This is a genomic window from Rhodococcus sp. NPDC058532 (assembly GCF_042719255.1).
In the GTDB taxonomy this organism is placed as follows: Bacteria; Actinomycetota; Actinomycetes; order Mycobacteriales; family Mycobacteriaceae; genus Rhodococcus_G.
In genome coordinates this window covers 29645-54619 of sequence record NZ_JBHXNU010000009.1, presented here as the reverse complement: position 1 = coordinate 54619, position 24975 = coordinate 29645, and the positions used below count along the sequence as shown (strand labels likewise).

At 72.8% G+C, this 24975-nt stretch carries 1 protein-coding gene (running past one end of the window); it reads left to right on the top strand.

Annotated features, from left to right (window positions below):
* Positions 1-24975: the 3' portion of a non-ribosomal peptide synthase/polyketide synthase gene (locus ACFWQG_RS12805; RefSeq protein WP_378508000.1), read on the top strand. It extends 18501 nt beyond the left edge of the window; only the last 24975 of its 43476 coding nucleotides appear in the window; its start codon lies beyond the left edge, outside the window; the stop codon is at positions 24973-24975.

Below are 24975 nucleotides of genomic sequence, written 5' to 3'. Positions count from 1 at the left end.
GCGATCGACTTCCAGGATGCGGGCGAGGCGCGGCTGGAGCTGCCCGGTCTGACGATCACCCCGGAGCCGATCACCGCCGGTGTCGCCAAGTTCGACCTGCAGCTGTCCCTCGCGGAGCAGGTGGACGCCGACGGCCGCCCGGACGGCATGCGTGCCGGCTTCGACTACGCCACCGATCTGTTCGACGCCGCGACGGTCCGCACCTTCGCGGACCGGTTGGTGCGGATCCTGTCCACCGTCGTCGTCGACCCGACCATCCCGGTCGGGGACGTGCCGATCCTCGACCCCAGCGAGGAGGATCGCCTCGCCGGGGTCGCGGGGCCTGCGGGGCTGCCGCACCGCACCCTGCCGCAGATCCTCGCCGACGCCGTCGCCGCCGACCCGGCCCTGGTCGCCGTCGACGCGGGCGCGCTCCGGATCGACTACCGAGAGCTCGACGCCCGCTCCAACCGTCTCGCCCGCGTCCTGATGGACCGGGGCGTGCGCGCTGGCTCGTTCGTCGCGGTCGCGATGCCGCGCTCGGTCGACACCGTCACCGCGGTCTGGGCGATCGCCAAGACGGGCGCCGCCTTCCTGCCCGTCGACCCGAACTACCCGGCCGACCGCATCGCGCACATGCTCACCGATTCCGGTGTCGCCGTGGGCGTCACGACGTCCCCGCACCGGGACGCGCTGTCCGGGCACGTCGACTGGCTGGTCCTCGACGAGGCCGCCGACACGATCGCGGCCGCCGCCGACGACACGGTGGAGCTGGCCCGCCCGGTGCTGATGGACGACGCCGCGTACGTTATCTACACCTCCGGATCGACCGGCCTGCCGAAGGGCGTCGTGGTCACCCACCGCGGCCTCGCCGACCTGGTCGCCGAGCAGCGATCGCACATGCTGATCGAACCGGGTTCGCGGACACTGCAGTTCGCGTCGCCGAGCTTCGACGCGTCGGTGTTCGAAATGATGATGGCGTTCGGCAGCGGATCGACGCTGGTGATCGCCCCCGCCGACCTGTTCGGCGGCGTTGAGCTGTCCGAGTTCCTCCGCGGCCGTGGGGTGACCCATGCCTGCATCACCCCGGCCGCGCTCGCCGCGGCGGACCCGACGGGCCTCGACACGCTGCGGGTGCTCGCGGTCGCCGGCGACGCGTGCCCGCCCGAGCTGGTGGCCCGCTGGGCGCCCGGCCGGACGATGCTCAACCTGTACGGACCCACCGAGGCCACCGTGTGGTCGACCGTGTCGGCGCCGCTGCAGGCGGGCGAGCCGATCACGATCGGCGCCCCCACCCGCGGGGTCCGCGTCGCCGTCCTCGACGGCAGGCTGCGGCCCGCCCCGGTCGGTGTCGCGGGTGAGCTGTACCTGTCGGGCCCCGCGCTGGCCCGCGGCTACCACGCCCGCGGTCCGCTCACCGCGGAACGCTTCGTGGCCAACCCGTTCGGTGCCCCCGGCTCGCGGATGTACCGCACCGGCGACGTGGTCCGCTGGACCGCGGACGGCACCCTCGAGTACGTTGGCCGCTCCGACTTCCAGGTGAAGGTGCGCGGTTTCCGCATCGAACTCGGCGAGATCAGCGGCGCCCTGGCGTGCCACGACAGCGTCGGTTTCGTCACCACAGAGGGCGTCACCGCGCCCGACGGCGGCACCGTGCTGGTGAGCTATGTGCTCCCGGCCGCGGGTCGCGTCGTCGAGGAGGAGACGCTGCGCGCGTTCGCGGCGGAGTTCCTGCCCGCCTATATGGTTCCGTCGCACGTCGTCGCCCTCGACGAGGTGCCGCTGACGCCCGCGGGCAAGCTGGACCGGCGGGCGCTGCCGAAGCCCGAGTTCGTCACCCCGGCCGCCGACTATGTGGCGCCGCGGTCGCTGACCGAGGAGTTGATCGCGGGGATCTACGCCGAGGTGCTCGGCGCGGAGCGGGTCGGCGTGCTGGACAGCTTCTTCGACCTCGGCGGCAACTCGCTGTCCGCGACCAAGGTGACCGCCCGGGTCAGCGCCGCGCTCGGTGTGCGGGTCGGCGTCCGGGAACTGTTCGACGCCCCGTCCGTCTCGGAACTCGCTGCCCGGGTCGAGCATTCGTCTGCCGATGCTGCACGGGCCCTGGTCGCCGGGCCGCGGCCGGAGCGGATCCCGCTCTCCCTCGCGCAGCGTCGGATGTGGTTCCTCAACCAGTTCGACACCGACTCGGCCGCGTACAACGTGCCGATGGCCGTTCGGCTGTCCGGCGACCTCGACGTCGCCGCACTTGAGCACGCCGTCGCCGACGTCCTTGCCCGGCATGAGGTGCTCCGGACCGTGTACCCGGACTCGGCGGACGGGCCGCACCAGCGGATCCTGCCGGTCGCCGACCGCGAGGTGAGCCTGGACCGGATTGCGGTCACCGAGGCCGAGGTCGTCGACCGTGCGGTCGCGCTGATCGCCCGCGGCTTCGACGTCACCGCGGCGACGCCGCCGGTGCGCCTCGCCCTGCTGGAGATCTCGCCGACCGAGCGGGTGCTGGTCGTGGTCATGCACCACATCGCGGCGGACGGCGCCTCGGTGGCGCCGCTGGCCCGCGACATCATGGTCGCCTACGGCGCCCGGTCGTACGGCGCGGCGCCGCAGTGGGCTCCGCTGCCGGTGCAGTATGCCGACTACGCGATCTGGCAGCACGAGACCCTCGGGTCGCTCGACGACCCGGACTCCCTCGTCAGCACGCAGAGCGCGTACTGGCGTGCGCAGCTGGCTGGCCTGCCCGAGGTGCTGGACCTGCCGATGGACCGGCCGCGGCCCGCGGTGCAGTCCACGGCGGGCGCGAACGTCGAGTTCGTCATCGACGCCGCCACCCACGCCCGACTGCTCGAGCTGGCCCGCGCCCGCGGCGCGAGCCTGTTCATGGTGCTGCACTCGGCGTTCGCGGTGCTGCTCTCGCGACTGGGCCGCGAAACCGACATCGCGATCGGCACCCCGGTCGCCGGGCGCGGCGAGCAGTCCCTCGACGACCTGGTCGGCATGTTCGTCAACACCCTGGTGCTGCGGGCCGAGGTCACCCCGGACACCACGTTCGCGGCCCTCGTCGACGCCGCCCGGGAGAGCGACCTGTCCGCGTTCACGCACGCGGACATGCCGTTTGAGCAGCTGGTCGATGTGCTCGCGCCCGCCAGGTCCACGGCGTACTCGCCGCTGTTCCAGGCGATGTTCACGATGCAGAACAACGCGCAGGCGAACTTCGAGTTGCCCGGCCTGACCGTCAGCGGACTGACGTCCGACTTCGACGTCGCGAAGTTCGACCTGCAGCTGACCGTCACCGACGCCCGCGGCGAGTCCGGCGAGCCCGAGGACCTGGTGTCGTCGCTGAGCTACGCGACGGCGCTGTTCGACGAATCGACCATCCGCGGATTCGCGGACCGCTTCCTGCAGTTCATCGACGTGCTGCTCGCGGAGCCGGACACCGCACTCGGTGACCTCGACCTCCTCGACGAGGCCGAGCGCGCTCAGCTGCTGTCGTACTCGCGGGGCGACGCCGCAGCGGCGCCGCAGCGGTCGCTGATCGACCTCGTCGGGGACGCGGCCGCCGCTACGCCGGACGCCGTCGCGGTCACCGCGGCGGGGGAGAGCCACAGCTACGCCCGGATCGTCGGCCGCGCCGACGCCCTGGCGGCAGTGCTGGTGGACAGCGGAGTCGGACACGACGACGTCGTCGCGCTGGTGCTAGACCGGTCCGTCGACTGGATCGTCGGCATGCTCGCCGCGTGGAAGGTCGGCGCGGCGTACGCGCCGGTCGACCCCGCCAGCCCGATCGACCGCATCGCCGCGCTGGTCACCGACACGGCAGCGCCGGTCCTGGTGTCGACGCCGGACTGGGTCACTGCCGCCGGTGTCGCCGAGGGGCTCGCCGGTGCCCGCGTCCTCACGGTGCCCGCACAGGACGCGGCCGCCGGGTTCCCGGCCGGGCCCGCTGCCGTCGATGCCCGACTTGGTTACGTGATCTCGACGTCCGGCTCGACCGGCAGGCCGAAGCCGACGCTGGTGCCAATGGCGGGCATCGCGAACACCGTCGACTGGTACCGCAGGGAGCTGAACCTGGCGCCCGGGGACGGGGTGCTGGTCGCGTCGTCGCCGAGCTTCGACCTGACGCAGAAGAACGTGTGGGCGGCGCTGACCTCCGGCGCGACCCTTCATCTCGCCGACCCCGGATTCGACCCGGAGCGGATCGTGGCGCAGGTCGCGGCGAATTCCGTTGCGGTGATGAACATGTCGCCGACCGCGTTTGAGGCGGTCGTCGACGCGGACGCCGACGGCGTGCTGGCCCGGCTGCGGATGCTGTTCCTCGGCGGTGAGGCGGTGAAGCTGGCGCCGCTGCGCGCGCTGATCGACGGCGGGCTGCGAGTGTTCAACAGCTACGGGCCGACCGAGGCGTCGGACGTCGTGTCGTTCCACGAGGCCGGTCGCGAGGAGCGAGGGTCGGTGCCGATCGGTACCCCGATCCCGGGCATCGACCTCTTTGTGCTCGACGAACGACTTCGACTGCAGCCGGTCGGCGTGCCCGGTGAACTGTACGTTGGCGGCATCGGCGTCGGCCGCGGCTACGGCGGCATGGTCGGGCAGACCGCGGACCGGTTCGTCGCGAATCCGTTCGGGGACACCGGAACCCGGATGTACCGGACCGGCGACCTCGCCCGTTGGACCGCAGCGGGTGAGCTGGACTACCTGGGCCGCACCGACTTCCAGGTGAAGCTGCGCGGCCTGCGGATCGAGCTGGGGGAAATCGAGTCCGCGTTGCGGGACCACGAGTCTGTCGCGCAGGCGGCAGCGGCCGTGCGGGAGGACACCCCCGGGCAGCAGCTGCTGGTCGGGTACGTCGTCCCCGCTCCCGGCGCCGCGGTCGACGAGGCGGCGTTGGTCGCCGCGCTCGGGCGTCGACTGCCCGAGTACATGGTGCCCGCGGTGTTCGTCACCCTCGACGAGTTCCCGCTCAACCGCAGCGGCAAGCTCGACCGCAAGGCGTTGCCCGCACCGGATCTCGCGGCGCGGGTGCGCACCTCGCGTGGCCCGGAGTCGGAGACTGAGCGGGTGCTGTGCGCGCTGTTCGCGCAGCTGCTCGGCCTCGACTCGGTCGGTGTCGACGACTCGTTCTTCGCGCTCGGCGGCGACTCGATCATGTCGATCCAGCTCGTCTCGCGGGCGAAGGTCGAGGGTATTCACTTCCCGCCGCGGGCGGTCTTCGAGCACCGCACGGTTGCGGCCCTCGCGCGGGTGGCAACGGTCGGCGAGGACGTCGTCGTGCTCGACGAGCTGCCCGGCGGCGGGGTCGGCGAGATGCCGCTCACCCCGATCATGCGGTGGATGATCGAGCACCTGCGCGAGTTCGACGAGTTCTCGCAGGCCGTCCTGCTCAGCCTCCCGGTCGACGTTGCCGAGGCCGACCTGCACGCCACCGTGCAGACCGTCCTCGACCATCACGACATGCTGCGGTCGCGCCTGCTGCGCGCCGAGGGCAGGCTCGTGGTGTCGGCTGCCGGTTCGGTGTCCGCGGACACCGTCGTCACCCGCACCCCTGTCACCGACCTGCCCGGCTCCGACGCCTTCGCGTCCCTCGCCGAGGCCGAGATGCGCCGCGCGGCAACCCGACTCGACCCCGACGCCGGGTCGATGATCCAGTTCGTCTGGCTCGACCCCACCGCGGGCGAACCCGGCAGGCTGCTGGTCGTCGCCCACCACCTGGTGGTGGACGGCGTGTCCTGGCGTGCCCTGGTCCCGGATCTCGCACTCGCCTGGTACCGGACCACGCAGGGCCAGGGCGCGGAGCTGTCCGCGGTCGGCACCTCGTTCCGCCGCTGGGCGCACGGGCTCGTCGACGAGGCCCCGGCGCGGATGCCGGAGCTGCCGCTGTGGCAGACCATGCTGGGCGGCGACGACCCGCTGCTCGGCTCCCGCGCGCTCGACCCGGCCGTCGACACGGTGTCGACAATCGCGGACCTGCGCATCGAACTCGAACCGGCGGTCGCCGAGGCCGTGCTCGGCCGGGTGCCCGCGATGGTGCACGGGACCACCAACGACGGCCTGCTCACCGCGCTCGCACTGGCCGTCGCACAGTGGCGGCGCGGCAGGGGGGTCGACGCACCGGGCGCCCTCGTCACCCTCGAGGGCCACGGCCGCGAGGAACAGGCCGTGCCCGGCGCCGACCTCGCGAACACCGTCGGCTGGTTCACCAGCGCCTTCCCGGTCCGCCTCGACCTGGCGGGCATCGACCTCGACGACGCGTTCGCCGGCGGCCCCGCCGCGGGAGACGCGCTCAAACGGATCAAGGAACAGCTGCTCACCATCCCGGACAACGGCATCGGGTACGGCATGCTCCGTCATCTCGACGCCGACGGCGGTGCCGCGCTGCGGGATCTGCCCGCACCGCAGATCGGTTTCAACTACCTGGGCCGGGTCGCGGCCACCGCGGCCGGCACCGACGCGCCGTGGGTGCCGGACTCCGAATCCGCCGCCGTCGGCGGTGTGCGGGACGCGGGGATGACCGCGCCGGTCGTGCTCGACATCAACGCCTCCGCCGTCGACACCGTCGACGGCACCCGGCTCGGCGCCACCTTCTCCTACGCCACCGGTGTGCTCGACGCCGGGCAGGCGCGGGAGATCGCCGACCTGTGGGTGTCCGCGCTGACCGCGCTCGTCACCCACGCCGACACCCCCGGAGCGGGTGGGTTCACCCCGTCCGATCTGCCGCTGGTCGCGCTCGACCAGGCCGGGGTCGACGCCCTCGAGGCGGGCCACCCGGACCTCGCGGACGTGTGGTCGCTCTCGCCGCTGCAGGAGGGCCTGCTTTTCCACGCCCAGTTCGCGGGCGAGCACCTCGACGCCTACATGGTGCAGACGGTCCTCGACCTCGACGGCACCGTCGACGCCGCCCGGCTGCGGGCCGCCGGTCAGGCACTGTTGCGTCGGCACGCGAACCTGCGGGTCGCGTTCGACACCGCGTCCGGTGAGCCGGTGCAGATCGTCCCGTCGGATGTCGAACTGCCCTGGGAGACGGTCGACCTCCGCGCCGAGGTCGATGCCGACGCCGCGTTCGCCGACCTGCTCCGGCGGGACCGCGCCCGCGGGTTCGACATGGCGACGCCGCCGCTGATCCGGTTCACCCTCGCCGACCTCGGCGGCGGACGGTACCGGATGCTCTCGACCAACCACCACGTCCTGCTCGACGGCTGGTCGACGCCGCTGCTGCTCAAGGACCTGCTGTACCTGTACGCCACCGGCGGCGATGCGTCCACGCTCCCGCCGGTCGGTGAGTACCGGGACTTCCTGGTGTGGCTGTCCGACCGCGACCGCCTCGCCTCGACCGCGGCCTGGCGGGACGCGTTCGCCGGCGTCGACGAACCGTCCCTGCTCGCGGTCGGTGCCGGCGACGGCTCGGTCGACTCCGCCGACCTGTCGATGCTCGCGTCGGTGGACCTCACCGCGAACCTCACCGCGCTGGCCCGCGCGCACGGCGTCACCCTGAACACCGTCGTGCAGGCCGCGTGGGGTGTCGTGCTGTCGGCACTGACCTCGCGCACCGACGTGGTGTTCGGCTCGACCGTGTCCGGTCGTCCCGCGGACCTGCCCGGTGTCGAGTCGATGATCGGCCTGTTCATCAACACCCTGCCGGTGCGGGTCACCCTTGACCCGGCGGAGACGCTGACCGACCTGCTTGCCCGCGTGCAGGTCGAGCAGGCCGCGCTCCTCGACCACCACTACCTCGGCCTGTCCGAGATTCAGCAGGCGGTCGGGGCGGGCGCCGGCTTCGACACGCTGACCGTGTTCGAGTCCTACCCGGTGGATAAGGACGCGCTCGCCGCCGCCGCCGACATCGACGGCATGCGGGTCACCGGCCTGCGCGGCATGGACTCCACCCACTACCCGTTGACCCTGGTCGCGAGCGTCGCGGACCGGTTGAACCTGCAGATGAAGTATCTGACCGGCATCTACGACGCCGACCAGGTGCGGGCCCTGCTGGACCGGGTGCTGCGGGTGCTCACCGCGTTCGCCGAGACCCCCGAGCTGCGGGTCGCCGCGGTGGACGTGCTCGACGAGCCGGAGCGTGCTCTGGTGCTCACCGACTGGGTCGATCCCGGCGTCGTCGCGCCCGCGGGAACCCTCGCCGACGCGTTTGCCGCCCAGGCGGTGACGCATGCGGACCGGACCGCGGTGGTTGCCGATGGTAGTCGGCTCGCGTACGGCGAGTTGGCGGAGCGGGTGAACCGTCTTGCCCGGGTGCTGATCGCCGAGGGTGTCGGCCCGGAGTCGATGGTGGCGGTGGCGATGCCGCGGACCACCGACCTGGTCGTCGCGCTGCTCGCGGTGATCACCGCGGGCGGCGGGTACGTGCCGGTGGACGTCACCTACCCGCAGGACCGTCTCGCATACATGCTGGCCGACGCGAAGCCCGTCGTCCTGCTGTCGACGGCGGCCGACGTGGAATCGTTGCCGGACAACGATGTTCCGCAGCTGCTGCTCGATTCGCCGGAGCTGGCGGAGCGGCTGGCCGCGGTGTCTGCGGCGCCGGTCACCGACGCCGACCGCGCGGTAGCGCTGTCGCCGCAGCATCCCGCCTACGTGATCTACACGTCCGGGTCCACCGGCCGCCCCAAGGGTGTCGTGGTGCCGCACGTGGACGTGCTGACCCTGATGGCGAACACACAGACCAAGTTCGGGTTCGACGAGACCGATGTGTGGACGATGTTCCACAGCTACGCGTTCGACTTCTCGGTGTGGGAGCTGTGGGGTCCGCTGCTGTTCGGTGGCGAACTGGTGATCGTCGACTACCTGACGTCGCGGTCGCCGGAGGAGTTCCTCGACCTGCTGCGGCGGGAGCGGGTGACGGTGCTGAACCAGACGCCGTCGGCGTTCTACCAGCTCGCGGAGGCCGACCGAACCGTCACTCGGAGCGCAGGGGACAGCTCTGTCTCCGATCTGGCGTTGCGGTACGTGATCTTCGGCGGCGAGGCCCTCGACCTCGGCCAGCTGGAACGCTGGTACGAGCGGCACGACGACGGGGCGAGCGAAGCGACGGGGGATGTCGCTGCCGGTCCGCGTCTGGTGAACATGTACGGCATCACCGAGACGACGGTGCACGTGTCGTTCCTGTCGCTGGACCGGGCGTTCGCCGCGGAGTCCAAGGCCTCCGTCATCGGCCGCGGCCTGCCCGGCATGGGTGTGTACGTCCTCGATACCCGTCTGCAGCCGGCGCCGGTCGGCGTGGTCGGTGAGATGTATGTCCACGGCGGCCAGTTGGCACGTGGGTACCTGGGCCGTCCTGACCTCACGTCGGACCGGTTCGTCGCGAACCCGTTCGGAGCCGTCGGTGACCGGATGTACCGCTCGGGTGACCTGGCGCGGTGGAATGCCGACGGTCAGCTGGAGTACCTGGGCCGTAGCGACTTCCAGGTGCAGTTGCGTGGTTTCCGGATCGAGCTCGGTGAGATCGAATCGGCACTGCTCCGGTACGAGGGTGTCGCCGCGTCGGCAGTGCTGGTGCGCTCGGATGAGCACACCGGTGACCGGCTGATCGGGTACGTGGTGCCCGAGGCGGGTGCCACCGTCGACACCGACGCGGCGCTCGCCTTCATCGGCGAATTCCTCGCCGCGTACATGGTGCCGTCCGCGCTGATGGTCCTCGACGAGTTCCCGCTCACCGCGAACGGCAAGCTGGACCGCCGGGCCCTGCCCGCGCCGGACTTCCTCGCGGCGGCAACCGAATACGTCGCCCCGCGGGACGCCGTCGAGGAGGCGATCGCCGCGGTCTACGCCGAGGTGCTCGGCGCCGACCGGGTTGGCATCCACGACAGCTTCTTCGACCTCGGCGGCAACTCGCTGGTCGCGACGCGCGTCGTCGCCCGCGTGAACGCGGCCCTCGACGCCCGCATCGGTGTGCGGGACCTGTTCGAGGCACCCACCGTCGCCGAGTTGGCGCAGCGGTTCGAGCACGCCGGTGCGGCCGGTGCGGCGCGCCCCGCCCTGACCGCGGCGCCGCGACCGGAGCTGGTGCCGCTGTCGCTGGCGCAGCAGCGGATGTGGTTCCTGAGCCGGTTCGACCCGGACTCCGCGGCCTACAACATTCCGATGGCGATCCGGCTGTCCGGTGACCTCGACACCGCGGCCCTCGCGGCGGCGGTCGCGGACGTCCTGGCCCGGCACGAGTCGCTGCGGACCGTGTTCCCCGACTCCGTCGACGGCCCGCGCCAGGTGGTCCTCCCGGCCGCCGACGTCGAGTTCGACCTGACGCCGACCCCGGTCGGCCAGGACGAGCTGCTGCCGACCGTCGCTGGCCTGCTGTCCACCGGTTTCGACGTCACCGCGGCCCCGCCGGTGCGGGCCCGTCTGCTGGCGGTTCAGCGGGCAGGAGTGGAGCCTGCGGAACGACCCGGAAGCGCAGGAGTGGAGCCTGCGGAACGACCCGACAGTGCCGAACACGTCTTGGTGATGGTGGTGCACCACATCAGTGCCGACGGCATGTCGATGGCGCCGCTCGCCCGCGACGTCATGCTCGCCTACACCTCGCGAGCGAACGGGGATGCACCGCAGTGGCTTCCGCTGCCGGTTCAGTACGCCGACTTCGCGATCTGGCAGCGTGCCCTGCTCGGTGACGAGGCCGACCCGCAGTCCCTCGCCGCCGGACAGATCGACTATTGGACCACCACGCTCGCTGGCCTGCCGGACGCGCTGGACCTGCCCACCGACCGGCCCCGCCCGGCGGAGCAGTCGATGCGCGGCGGCCGGCACATGTTCGCCATCGGGGAGGACACCCGGCGCGCGGTGCACGAACTGGCCGTCGCGAACGGTGCGACCCCGTTCATGGTGCTGCACGCGGCACTGAGCGTGCTGCTCGCGCGGCTGACCCGCGAGTCCGACATCGCGATCGGCACCCCGATCGGCGGCCGCGGCGAGGCCGCGCTCGACGACCTGGTCGGCATGTTCGTGAACACGATCGTGCTGCGCGCCCAGGTGCACGGCGACGACTCGTTCGTGGACCTGCTGGCCCGCGTCCGGCACGCCGACCTCGGCGCCTTCGGGCACACCGACGTGCCGTTCGAGCGGCTCGTCGACGTCCTCAACCCGGCCCGCTCGACCGCGCACCACCCGCTGTTCCAGGTGTCGCTGTCGCTGCAGAACCAGCAGCGGGCCGAGTTCGAACTGCCCGGGCTGACGATCAGCGCCCTCGACCCGGGCGCCGAGGTCACCCAGTTCGACCTGGACCTGACCCTCGGCGACGCGGTCACCGAGGCCGGTGACGCGGACGGCATGTACGCGTACTTCACCTATGCGGCCGACCTGTTCGACGAGTCGACGATCGCCGGGTTCGCGGACCGCTTCGTGCGGATCCTCGACACTGTCGTCGCGGACCCGGCGGCCCGGGTCGGGGACGTGGAGATCCTGGCGGACGCCGAACGCGAGCAGGTGCTGGCGGCGTGGAACGACACCGCCGTCGACCTCGACCCGGCCACCCTGGTGTCGCTGTTCGACGCGCAGGCGGCCCGCACCCCGGACGCCGTCGCCGTCGCCTTCGAGGGCGAGCAGCTCAGCTACGCTGAGTTCGACGCCGCCGCGAACCGGTTGGCGCGCACGCTGATTGACGCGGGCGTCGGACCGGAGACCCTGGTCGGACTGGCGATGCGCCGGTCCCTGCACCTGATGGTCGGCATGTACGCGATCGTCAAGGCGGGCGGCGCGTACGTGCCGATCGACCCGGACCATCCGGCCGAGCGCACCGCGTACGTGCTCGAGTCCGCCGACCCCGCGCTGGTGCTGACCACCACCGCGGACCAGGTGGACCTGCCCGCGGACCGGACCGTGCTGCACGTCGACACCGTCGACCTCGCGCACGTGGACGCCGCCCCCATCACCGACGCCGAGCGGCTCACCCCGCTGCGCCCGGAGAACACGGCGTACGTCATCTACACCTCCGGCTCGACCGGACGGCCGAAGGGCGTCGCCGTCGCGCACGCCGCGATCGCGAACCAGACCCGGTGGATGCACGCCCACTTCGGCATGACCGCCGCGGACCGGGTGATGCAGAAGGCGCCGATCACGTTCGACGTGTCGGTATGGGAGTGCTTCGCGGCGCTGCAGGTCGGTGGTCGGGTGGTCGTGCTGCGCCCCGACGGGCACCGCGACCCCGAGTACCTGACCGAGGTGATGACCGCCGAGGGCATCACGATCGCCGAGTTCGTGCCGTCCCTGCTCGAGATGCTGCTCGCCAGCCCCGAGATGGGGATGCCGGACTCGATGCGCCATGTCCTCGCCGGTGGCGAGGCGCTGACCCCGCAGACCGCCCGCCGGGTCGCGGAACTCGGCACCGTCGTGGAGAACACGTACGGGCCGACCGAGGCCGCCATCACCACCACCGCGTTCGACGCGGCGCACGCGGGTGAGTGGATCGTGCCGATCGGCCGTGGCGTGTGGAACACCACCGCCTACGTCCTCGACACCCGGCTCCGGCCGGTGCCCGCCGGGGTCGCAGGCGAGCTGTACCACGGCGGCGACCAGCTGGCCCGCGGCTACGTCGGCCGGCCCGACCTCACCGCCGACCGGTTCGTCGCGAACCCGTTCGCGGGCAGGACGAGCGGAGCGACGGGGGATGTTCCTGCCGGCTCCCGGCTGTACCGCACCGGCGACCTGGTGCGCTGGAATGCCGACGGCCAGCTGGAGTTCCTGGGCCGCACCGACTTCCAGGTCAAGCTGCGTGGTCTGCGCATCGAGCTCGGCGAGATCGAGTCGGCGCTGCTGGCGCATCCGGCAGTCGAACAGACCGTCGTCGTGCTGCACAGCGACCCGCACACCGGCGACCAGCTGGTGGCGTACGTCGTCGGCGCGGCAGCGGCCGCCGAGCTCAAGGCGTTCCTCGCGGAGCGGCTGCCGAGTTACATGGTCCCGGCCGCCTTCGTCGCCCTCGACGAGATGCCGCTCAACGCGAGCGGCAAGCTGGACCGCCGCGCCTTGCCCGCCCCGCACATCGAGGTGGATCAGGCCGCGTACGTCGCGCCCCGCGGGCCCGTCGAGGAGATCGTCGCCGCGGTGTTCGCGGAGGTCGTCGGCCTCGACCGGGTCGGCGCCACCGACAGCTTCTTCGAGCTCGGCGGCAACTCGCTGGTCGCGACCCGGGTGATCGCCCGCGTCAACGCCGCCCTCGGCAGCAGCCTCGCGGTGCGGGCGCTGTTCGACGCGCCGACCGTCGCCGGTCTCGCGCAGCAGGTCGAACGCGCGGGCACCGGCCGCACCCGGCCTGCCCTCGCGCCGCGGCCGCGCCCGGAGCGGATCCCGCTCTCGCTGGCGCAGCAGCGGATGTGGTTCCTCAACCGGTTCGACACCGACTCCGCCGCGTACAACATCCCGTTGGCGGTCCGGCTGTCCGGCGAGCTCGACACGGCGGCGATGGCCGCCGCGGTCCGCGACGTCGTCGCCCGGCACGAGTCGATCCGCACCGTGTTCCCGGACTCCGCGGACGGCCCGCACCAGGTGATCCTCGCCGTCGACGAGGTGCTCGACGACCTGACCCCGGTCGACGTCACCGCCGACGAGATCGCCGCCGCGGTCAGCGCATTCGCGCTCACCCCGTTCGACGTGACCGCGCAGCCGCCGGTCCGGGTCGCCCTGTACCGGGTGGCCGCCGACGAGCACGTCCTCGCGTTCGTGGTGCACCACATCTCCGGTGACGGCTCGTCGACGGCGCCGCTGGCCCGCGACATCATGGTCGCCTACCTGGCCCGCACCGCGGGCGAGGCGCCCGGCTGGGCGCCGCTCGAGGTGCAGTACGCCGACTACACCCTGTGGCAGCGCGACCTCCTCGGAGCCGAGGACGATCCGGCCTCCCTCGCCGCCGAGCAGGTCGGCTACTGGACCGGCGTCCTCGCCGACCTGCCCGAGGTGCTGGCCCTGCCGACCGACCGGCCCCGCCCCGCCGACCGCACCCAGCAGGGCGCGACCGTCGAGTTCCCGATCGCCGCCGCCACCCACGAGCGGCTGCGGGCGATCGCCACCGCGGGCGGCGCGACGCTGTTCATGGTCGTGCACTCCGCGCTCGCGGTGCTGCTCGCCCGGCTGTCCGGCACCTCCGACATCGCGGTCGGCACCCCGATCGCCGGCCGCGGCGAACGCGCCCTCGACGACCTCGTCGGCATGTTTGTCAACACCCTGGTGCTGCGCACCGAGGTGGACGCCGCGCAGGACTTCACCGCCCTGCTCGAGCAGGCCCGCGAGGTCGACCTCGGCGCGTTCGGGCACGCCGACCTGCCGTTCGAACGGCTCGTCGACATCCTCGACCCGGCCCGCTCCACCTCCCACTCGCCGCTGTTCCAGGTGGTGCTGTCCACCGACGACGTCGGCGAGGAGCGGTTCGAGCTGCCCGGCCTGACCGTCAGCGGCGTCGCCGACGACACCCACGTCGAGAAGTTCGACCTGGAACTGTCGTACGCGGAGCGGCTCGACGCGCAGGGCCGCGCCGAGGGCATGTCCCTCACGTTCGGCTACGCCACCGACATCTTCGACGCAGCAACGGTGGAGCGATTCGCGGCCCGGATGAGCCGGATCCTCGACGCGATCGCCGCCGACCCGTCCGCGCCGATCGGGGACATCGAGATCCTCGACGCCGCCGAGACCGCGGCCCTGGCCCCGGTCCGCGGCGGCGCCGGTGCCGCGGACCGCACCCTGCCGGAGCTGCTCGCCGCGGCCGCCGCGCTCGACCCGGCCGCCACCGCCCTCGTCTCCGGCGACGTCGCGGTGAGCTACCGGGACCTCGACGAGCGGTCCACCCGGCTCGCCCGGATCCTCGTCGACCGCGGGGTCGGGCCGGAGAGCTTCGTCGCCCTCGGCCTGTCCCGGTCCGTCGAATCGGTCACCGCGATGTGGGCGGTCGCCAAGTCCGGTGCCGCCTTCCTGCCGGTCGACCCGGAGTACCCGGCCGACCGGATCGCGCACATGCTCGGCGATTCCGGCGCCCCGATCGGCATCACCGTGCGCGCGCACCGCGACGCGTTCGGCGACTCCATCGACTGGCTCGTCCTCGACGACGCGGACCTCACCGCCGACTGGGACCGCAGGCCGTCCACGCCGATCACCGACGCGGACCGGATCGCGCCGCTGCACCCCACGCACCCGGCGTACCTGATCTACACCTCCGGGTCGACGGGTCTGCCGAAGGGCGTCGCCGTCACCCACACCGGTCTCGACAACTTCGCGGCCGAGATGCGGGACCGGTGCGCGGTCACGCCGTCGTCGCGGGTGGCGCACGTGATCACCCCGAGCTTCGACGCGTCGGTGCTCGAATACCTGATGGTGTTCGGGTCGGCTGCCACGTTCGTGATCGCGCCGCCGACCGTGTTCGGCGGCGCCGAGCTCGCGCAGCTGCTGCGGGACGAGCAGGTCACCCACATGTTCATCACCCCGGCGGCCCTCGCCTCGGTGGACGAGCAGGGCCTCGACCGGCTCGAGTGGGTCGGTGTCGGCGGCGACGCCTGCCCGCCTGAACTGGCCGACCGCTGGGCACCCGGCCGGGTGATGTTCAACATGTACGGCCCCACCGAGGCCACGATCTGCGTGACCATCGACGGCCCGTTGACCGCCGGCGAGCCGATCACGATCGGCGGACCCAACCGGGGCGTCGCCGCCCTCGTCCTCGACGGCAGGCTGCGTCCGGTGCCCGCCGGTGTTCCCGGCGAGCTGTACGTCGCCGGGGCCGCGCTGGCCCGCGGCTACCACGCGCGGGCCGGGCAGACGTCGGACCGCTTCGTGGCCAACCCGTTCGGGGAGCCCGGCGACCGGATGTACCGGACCGGTGACGTGGTGCGCTGGGTCGGGCAGCCGTCCGACCCGAAGCTGGAGTACCTGGGCCGCTCCGACCACCAGGTCAAGATCCGTGGCTACCGCATCGAACTCGGCGAGATCAACGCGGCGCTCGTCTCGCACCGGGGCATCGACTTCGCGCATACCGTCGGTCACGTCGGCGAATCCGGCGACACCCACCTGGTGTCGTACGTGCTGGCCGCGGCCAACACCGCGGTGCGCGCCGAGGACCTCACCGCGCACGCGGGCGCGATGCTGCCCGCGTACATGGTGCCGTCGGCGATCGTGGTGCTCGACGCGCTGCCGCTGACCCCGGCGGGCAAGCTCGACACCCGCGCGCTGCCCGCACCCGAGATCGTCACCGTCACCGGCGGATACGTGCCGCCGCGGACCGCGACCGAGGAGATCGTCGCGGGGGTGTTCGCCGAGGTGCTCGGCGTCGCCCGCGTCGGGTCCACGGACAGCTTCTTCGACCTCGGCGGCAACTCGTTGTCGGCGACGCGGGTCACCGCCCGGGTCGGTGCGGTCCTCGGTGCCACCCTCGGTGTCCGGCAGGTGTTCGACGCTCCCACCGTCGCTGCCCTCGCCGCGCACGTGGATTCGGTGCGCGCGCAGGGCGTCTCGCGTCCCGCGCTGGTGCCCGCGACGCGACCGCAGCGGATTCCGCTCTCGCTCGCGCAGCGGCGGATGTGGTTCCTCAACCAGTTCGACACCGACTCCGCCGCCTACAACATTCCGCTCGCGGTGCGGCTGTCCGGCGACCTCGACGTCGCCGCGCTGGCGGTCGCCGTCGCCGACGTCGTCGAGCGGCACGAGACGCTGCGGACCGTGTACCCGGCGGTCGGCAGGGAACCGCACCAGGTGGTGCTGCCCGCCGACGAGGTGATGCCGGTGCTGGCGCCGCGCCCGGTCGCCGAGGCGGACCTGCTCGCGGCGGTCGTGGGCTTCGCGTCCGGTGGGTTCGACGTCACCGTCGCGCCGTCGCTGCGGATCGCGCTGTTCGAGACCTCGCCGACCGAGCGGGTGCTGGTCGTTGTCGTCCACCACATCGCCGGTGACGGTTCGTCGATGGCGCCGCTGGCCCGCGACGTGATGGTCGCGTACGGGTCGCGCACCGCGGGACTCGAGCCGCAGTGGACCGAACTACCGGTGCAGTACGCCGACTTCGCGATCTGGCAGCGGGAGGTCCTCGGCGACGAGGCCGACCCGCAGTCGCTCGCGGCCCGGCAGCTCGCCCACTGGCGGGAGGCGCTCGCCGACCTGCCGACGCAGCTGGAACTGCCCACCGACCGGCCGCGGCCGCCGGTGCAGTCCCTCATCGGTGACACCGTCGAGTTCACCATCGACGCCGACACCCACCGGGCGCTCGTCGATGTGGCCCGCGCGGGCGGCGCCAGCGTGTTCATGGTCATGCACGCCGCACTGTCCGTGCTGCTCGCCGGCCTGTCCGGCAGCACCGACATCGCGGTCGGCACCCCGTCCGCGGGCCGCGGCGACGCCGCCCTCGACGACCTGGTCGGCATGTTCGTCGGCACCCTGGTGCTGCGGGCGCAGGTCGACCCGGACATCACCTTCACCGAGCTGCTCGCCGCGGTCCGGGAGAGCGACCTCGGGGCGTTCGGCAACACCGACATCCCGTTCGAGCGGCTCGTCGAGGTGCTCGACCCGCAGCGGTCGACGTCGCACTCGCCGCTCTTCCAGGTGATGCTCACGTTCCAGAACCTGGAGCAGGCGACGTTCGAGCTGCCCGGCCTCACCGTCGGCGCGGTCGACGCGGGCCCCGAGCCCGCGAAGTTCGACCTGACCCTCGGGCTGCAGGAGACCTACCGCGAGGACGGGGCGCCGGCGGACATCGCGGCGTCGCTGAGCTACGCCACCGACCTGTTCGACGCGTCCACCGTCCGCGGTTTCGCGGACCGGTTCCTGCGGGTGCTCGCGCAGGTGTCGGCGGACCCGACGACCCGTCTCGGCGCCGTGGACCTGCTCGGCGCCGACGAGCGCGCGACGATCGCCGGGTTCGGCCGCGGCGCCGACCCCGCGGTCGGCGCGGACACCCTGCTCGGCCTCGTCGCCGCGCGGGTGACCGCCGCACCGGACGCGGTGGCCGTCGTCGACGCCGCCGGGCCGGTGACCTACCGTGACCTGGACGGGCGCGCGAATGCGCTTGCGGCGCAGCTGGCCTCGGCCGGTGCGGGTCGGGACGGCGTCGTCGCGCTCGCCCTCGGCCGGTCCGTCGACTGGATCGTCGGCATGCTCGCGGCGTGGAAGGTTGGCGCGGCGTACGCGCCGGTCGACCCGGCGCACCCGGTGGACCGGATCGCGGCCCTGCTCACCGACACCGGCGCCCGCGCCCTGGTGTCGACGCCCGCATGGATCGCGGCAACCGGCCTCGGCGGCACCCTCGCCGACGCCGCGGTGATCGCGGTGGACGCGTCGTCGGACGCCGGGACGGTGCCTGCCGACCCGTGGACCGAGCCGGGTGCCGATGCCCGCCTGGGCTACGTGATCTCCACCTCCGGTTCCACCGGCAGGCCGAAGCCGACGCTGGTGCCGATGGCGGGCATCGCGAACACCGTCGACTGGTACCGCAGGGAGCTGGACCTGGCCGCCGGGGACGGCGTGCTGATCGCGTCGTCGCCGAGCTTCGACCTGACGCAGAAGAACGTGTGGGCCGCGCTCACCTCCGGTGCCACCGTGCACCTGGCGGGGGAGACGTTCGACCCGGAGACCATCCTCGGGATCGTCGCCGCGAACCCCGTTGCGGTGGCGAACATGTCGCCGACCGCGTTCGAGGCGATCGTCGACGCGGACGCCGACGGCGCGCTGACGCGGCTGCGGATGCTGTTCCTGGGCGGTGAGGCGGTGCGGCTCACGCCGCTGCGCGCGCTGATCGACGGCGGGCTGCGGGTGTTCAACAGCTACGGCCCGACCGAGGCGTCGGACGTCGTGTCGTTCCACGAGGTCTCGCGCGAGGAGCGCGGCGCCGTCCCGATCGGTGCCCCGATCCCGGGCGTGCAGCTGCACGTCCTCGACGACCGGCTGCGGCCCACCCCGATCGGTGTCGCCGGTGAGCTGTACGTCGGCGGCGTCGCCGTCGGCCGCGGCTACGGCGCGATGGTCGGGCAGACCGCGGACCGGTTCGTCGCGAACCCGTTCGGGGACACCGGAACCCGGATGTACCGGACCGGCGACCGGGCCCGCTGGACCGCCGCGGGTGAGCTGGACTACCTGGGCCGTACCGACTTCCAGGTGAAGCTGCGCGGCCTGCGGATCGAGCTCGGCGAGATCGAGGCCGTGCTGCACGAGCAGGACACGGTCGCGCAGGCCGCGGTCCTGGTGCGCGAGGACACCCCAGGGCAGCAGCTGCTGGTCGGCTACGTGGTGCCCGCGCCCGGCGTCGCGGTCGACGAGGCCGCGCTAATCGCCGCGCTCGGGCGTCGACTGCCCGAGTACATGGTGCCGGCGGTGTTCGTCACCCTCGACGAGTTCCCGCTCAACCGCAGCGGCAAGCTGGACCGCACCGCGCTGCCCGCACCGGATCTCGCGTCCCGTGTCGGCGAGTCCCGGGCGCCGCGGACCGACACCGAGCGGGTGCTGTGCGAGCTGTTCGCGCAGCTGCTCGGCCTCGACTCGGTCGGTGTCGACGACTCGTTCTTCGCGCTCGGCGGCGACAGCATCCTGTCCATCCAGCTGGTCGCGCGGGCCAAGGCGGCGGGCATCGTCCTGACCCCGAAGCTGGTGTTCGAGCACCGGACCGTCGCCGCGCTGGCCGCGGCCGCGTCCAGCGTCGCGCTGGAGGTGCTCGAGGAGCTGCCCGGCGGCGGCATCGGCGAGATCCCGCTGTCCCCGATCGGGCAGTGGATGATCGAGCACGGCCGCAGCTACGACCGCTTCTCGCAGGCCGAGATCCTGACCCTGCCGCGGGACCTGGTCGTCGCCGACCTGGTCGGCGCCGTGCAGGCCGTGATCGACCACCACGACCTGCTCCGCGGCAGGCTCACCGTCACCGACGGCGTCCCCGCGTTCGAGGTCGTCGAATTCGGGGCGATCGACGCGGGCGACCTCGTCCACACCGTCGCCTACTCGGGTGACTTCGTGGACACCGCCGCCGTCGAACTCGACGCCGCAGCGGACCGGCTCGACCCGGCGGACGCCGTGATGCTGCAGGCCGTCTGGTTCGTGCCCGACGCCGAGGACGCGCCCGGCCAGCTGATGCTGGTCGTGCACCACCTCGCCGTCGACGGCGTGTCCTGGCCGATCATCAGCGGCGACCTCGTCACCGCGTGGGGTCAGCTCTCGCACGGCCAGGCCGTCGACCTCGCCCCGGTCGGGACGTCGGTGCGGCGCTGGGCGCACGGCCTCGTCGACGAGGCCCGCTCCGAGCGTCGCGTCGCCGAACTCGACCTGTGGCGCGGCATCCTCGACGGCCCCGACCCGGACCTCGGGTCCCGGCCGGTCGACCCGGAACGGGACGTCGTCGGCACCGTGGCGGACCTGCACGTCGAGGTTCCCGCCGCGATCGCCGAGACCGTGCTCACCGTGCTGCCCGGCAAGTTCCACGGCACCGCCAACGACGGGCTGCTCACCGCACTCGCGCTGGCGCTCGTCGCGTGGCGCGCCGAGCGGGGCATCGACGAGCCGACCGCGCTGGTCAACCTCGAGGGCCACGGCCGCGAGGAGCAGGTGCTGCCCGGCGCGGACCTGTCCCGCACCGTCGGCTGGTTCACCACCCAGGTCCCGGTCCGCCTCGACCTGTCCGGGCTGGACCTGACCGCCGCCTTCGCGGGCGGGGGCGACCTCGGTGCCGCGGTGAAGACCGTCAAGGAGCAGCTGCTCGCGGTCCCCGACCACGGCATCGGCTACGGACTGCTCAGCAGGCTCAACCCGGACACCGCCGAGGCCCTCCGCGGGTTCGCGCCGCCGCAGATCGGGTTCAACTACCTCGGTCGGCGCGGCGCCGCGACCGACGAGCCGCAGCCCGCGCCGACCGGCGGGGCGCAGCCGGTCAACCTGGCGGGCACCAGGAACGCGGACATGGCTCTGCCCGCGGTCGTTGACATCAACGCGATCGCGGTGAACTCCACCGAGGGCGCGAAGCTGGTCGCCACCTGGTCGTACGCGACCGGGCTGCTCGGCCGCGACGAGGTGCAGCGGTTCGCCGACCTGTGGGTGGCCGCGCTGACCGCGCTCGCCAGCTACGCCGACCGTCCCGACGCGGGCGGCCGCACCCCGTCCGACTTCGACCTGGTCACCGTCGACCAGCGGCAGATCGACCGCTGGGAGGCGCAGTACCCGGAGCTGTCCGACGTGTGGTCCCTCTCGCCGCTGCAGGAGGGGCTGCTGTACCAGTCGCAGCTGGCGTCCGGCGACACGGACTTCTACCAGGTCCAGATGATGCTGACGCTGACCGGCACCGTCGACGCCGACCGGATGCGGGCCGCCGGGCAGGCCCTGCTCGACCGGTACCCGAACCTGCGGGTGGCGTTCAGCTACGAGAGCGGGGTCGGCGCGCAGATCGTGCAGCGGACCGTCACCCTGCCGTGGCGGACCGTCGACCTGACGTCGGTGCCGGTCGCCGACCGGGACGCGGCGCTGACCGCGCTGCTGGACGCGGACCGGGAGGAGGGCTTCGACCTGCTGTCGGCGCCGCTGATCCGGTTCACCCTGGTCACCCTCGCCGACGGCGAGTACCGGCTGATGCTGCTCAACCATCACGCCCTGCTCGACGGCTGGTCCACGCCGTTGCTGCTGCGGGAACTGCTGACCCTGTACGCCACCCACGGCGACGTCACGCACCTGCCGCAGCCCCGCCGGTACCGGGACTTCCTGTCCTGGCTGTCCCGGCAGGACCGTGGACATTCGCTGCAGGCGTGGCGGACCGCGTTCGAGGGCAGCGACGAGCCGACGATCGTGATCGGTGATGCGGGCGACGAGCTCGGCGACTCGCACGAGCTGGCCGCGCACCTCGACGGTGACGTGTCCGACGCGTTGGTGGCGCTGGGCCGTGAGCACGGGTTCACGATGAACACCGTCGTGCAGGCGGCGTGGGCGCTGGTCGTCGCCACCCTGACCGGGCGTGACGACATCACGTTCGGTGCCACCGTCTCCGGCCGCCCGCCGCAGATCGACGGCATCGAAGAGATGATCGGCCTGTTCATCAACACGCTGCCGGTGCGGGTGCGGCTCGACTCGGCCGAGACGATCACCGACCTGCTGACCCGGGTGCAGGGCGAGCAGGCCGACCTGCTCGATCACCACTACGTCGGGATGCCGGAGATCCAGGCGGCCGCGGGCCAGGGCACCGTGTTCGACACCCTCGCGGTGTTCGAGTCGTACCCGGTCGAGGCCGGGACCGGCGGCGGCGACATCGACGGCATGACCGTCGCGGGCATGACCGGCAGCGACTCGGTGCACTACCCGCTCGCGCTGGTCGCCGAGTTCAGTGGCACGCTCGCGCTGCGGCTGAAGTTCCTCGACGGCGTCGTCGACCAGGACCGGGCTGGCGAGATCCTCGGGTTCGTCACCCGCGCGGTCGAGGCGTTCGCGCGGACCCCGCACGCCGCGCTGGGGGCGACCAGCCTGCTCGACCCGGCGCAGCGCGCCGAACTGGTGCCCGCCCGCGGCCCGCAGGCGCCCGGCGTCCGCGGCCTGCCGGACCTGCTCGCCGCGGCCGTCGCGGTGGATCCGGCGGGGCTCGCCCTGATCGAGGGTGACGAGTGCCTGACCTACCGGGAGCTCGACGAGCGGTCCAACCGGTTGGCCAGGAAGCTGCTCGCCGCCGGTGCCAGCACCGAGAGCGTCGTCGCGATCGCGGTGTCCCGGTCCATCGAATCGGTGACCGCGATCTGGGCGGCGGCGAAGACGGGTGCGGCGTTCCTGCCGATCGACCCGAGCTACCCGCCGGACCGGATCGAGCACATGCTCACCGACTCCGGTGCCGTGCTCGGGGTGACCCTCGCCGCGCACCGGGACGGCCCGCGCGCCGGGGTGCCGTGGATCGTCCTCGACGACCCGGCCGTCGCCGCGGAACTCGCGGAGCTGCCGTCGGCGGCCATCACCGACGCCGACCGCACCCACCCGGTGCGGCCCGGGTCGGCGGCCTACATGATCTACACCTCCGGCTCCACCGGCCTGCCGAAGGGCGTTGTGGTCACCCACCGGGACCTGTTCACCACCGCGGAAGAGGCGCGCGCGCACTTCCGGATTGCGGCGGGTGACCGGGTGCTGCACGTGATCTCGCCGAGCTTCGACGCGTCCGTCCTCGAATACCTGATGACGTTCGGGGCGGCCGCGACGATGGTCATCGCGCCCGCGACCGTGTTCGGCGGCGCGGACCTGGCGGACCTGATGCGCAAGCAGCACGTCACGCACACCTTCATGACGCCCGGCTCGCTGGCGTCCGTCGACCCCGACGGGCTCGACGAACTGCGGGTCGTCGCGGTCGGTGGCGAGGCGTGCCCCGCGGATCTCGTCGCCCGGTGGGCGCCGGGCCGCCGGTTCGTCAACGCGTACGGGCCGACGGAGACCACCATCTGGGTCACCGCGACCGGCGCGCTGCGGCCGGGCGAACACGTCACCATCGGTGGCCTGCTCGCCGGGGTTGGCGCGGTGATCCTGGATCGGCGGCTGCGGCCGGTGCCCGCGGGCGTCCCCGGCGAGCTGTACGTGTTCGGGCAGTCGCTGGCCCGCGGCTATCACCGCCGCACCGGGCTGACCGCGGAGCGGTTCGTCGCGAACCCGTTCGGGGAGCCCGGCGAGCGGATGTACCGCACCGGCGACGTCGCGCAGTGGATCCGGGACGCGGACGGGGAGTGGATCATCGACTACCTCGGCCGCTCCGACTTCCAGGTGAAGGTCCGCGGCTTCCGGATCGAGCTCGGCGAGATCGAGTCGGCGCTGGCCGCGCATCCGAGCGTCGAATTCGCCCACGTGATCGGCGTTCCCGGACCGGGCGGCGCGACCGCGCTCGCCGCGTACGTGCTGCCCGCACCGGGCGGCGTGGTCGACCCGGCGACGCTGGCCTTGTTCGTCGGGGAGACCCTGCCCGCGTACATGGTTCCGGCGGCGATCGTCCCGATCGACGAGATCCCGCTGACCGGGGCCGGCAAGATCGACCGCCGCGCCCTGCCCGAGCCGCAGTTCGCGGAGCGGGCGCCGTACGTGGCACCGGAAACCCCGGTCGAACAGATCGTCGTCGACGCATTCGAGGAGGTCCTCGGCGCCGACGGCATCGGCATCGACGACGGGTTCTTCGACCTCGGTGGCCACTCGCTGCTCGCGACCCGGCTGGTCGCGCTGATCGGCGACCGCACCGAGGTGCGGGTGCCGCTGCAGTGGATGTTCACCGACCCGACACCGCGGCGGATCGCCGCCCGCGTCGACGCCGCCCACCGCGGCGTCAGCGAGGGCGAGGCCGCGCTGCAGGTGATGCTGCCGCTGCGCAGCGCGGGCACCCAGCCGCCGCTGTTCTGCGTGCACCCGTTCGTCGGCCTGTCCTGGTCGTACGGCGGGCTCGCGCAGCACCTGTCCGCCGACCGTCCGGTGTACGGCATCCAGTCGCCCGCGCTGTCCGGCGGCGCGCTGCCGGACACGATCGAGGAGATCGCGGCGCTGTACATCGAGCAGATCCGGGAGGTGCAGCCGGAAGGCCCGTACCACCTGCTCGGCTGGTCGTTCGGTGGTGTCGTCGCGCACGCGATGGCCGTGCAGCTGCGGGCGGCGGGGGAGCGGGTCGAGTCGGTCGTCATGCTCGACAGCTTCCGCGACCTGGTCGAGGTCGGGTCCGTCGCGGCAGCCGACAACATGGGCGAGGTGGTTGCCGGGCTCGGGTTCGGCATCGACCTCGGCCCCGACCTGGCGTCGCTGACCTCGGAACGGCTGCTGGAGCTGCTTGCGGCGGTTCCGGGCTTCCCGACGTCGCTGTCGGTGGCGGATCTCGAGCGGATCCTCGCCAGCGCTGGCCGGACCGGGGACCTCGTTGGGGCGTACCGGCCGCAGCGCTACGACGGCCGGGTCGACTTCTTCGCCGCCCGCCGCGGCGAGCTCGGCCACCTGGACGGCGCCGCGCAGTGGGCCGACGTGGTCGGGTCGGTGGTCACGCATGATGTGGACTCGGACCACAACGGGATGACGACGCCGAAGGCGCTGGCCCAGATCGGTCCGGTGCTGGACGGGATCCTGCGCGCGGGGCAGTGA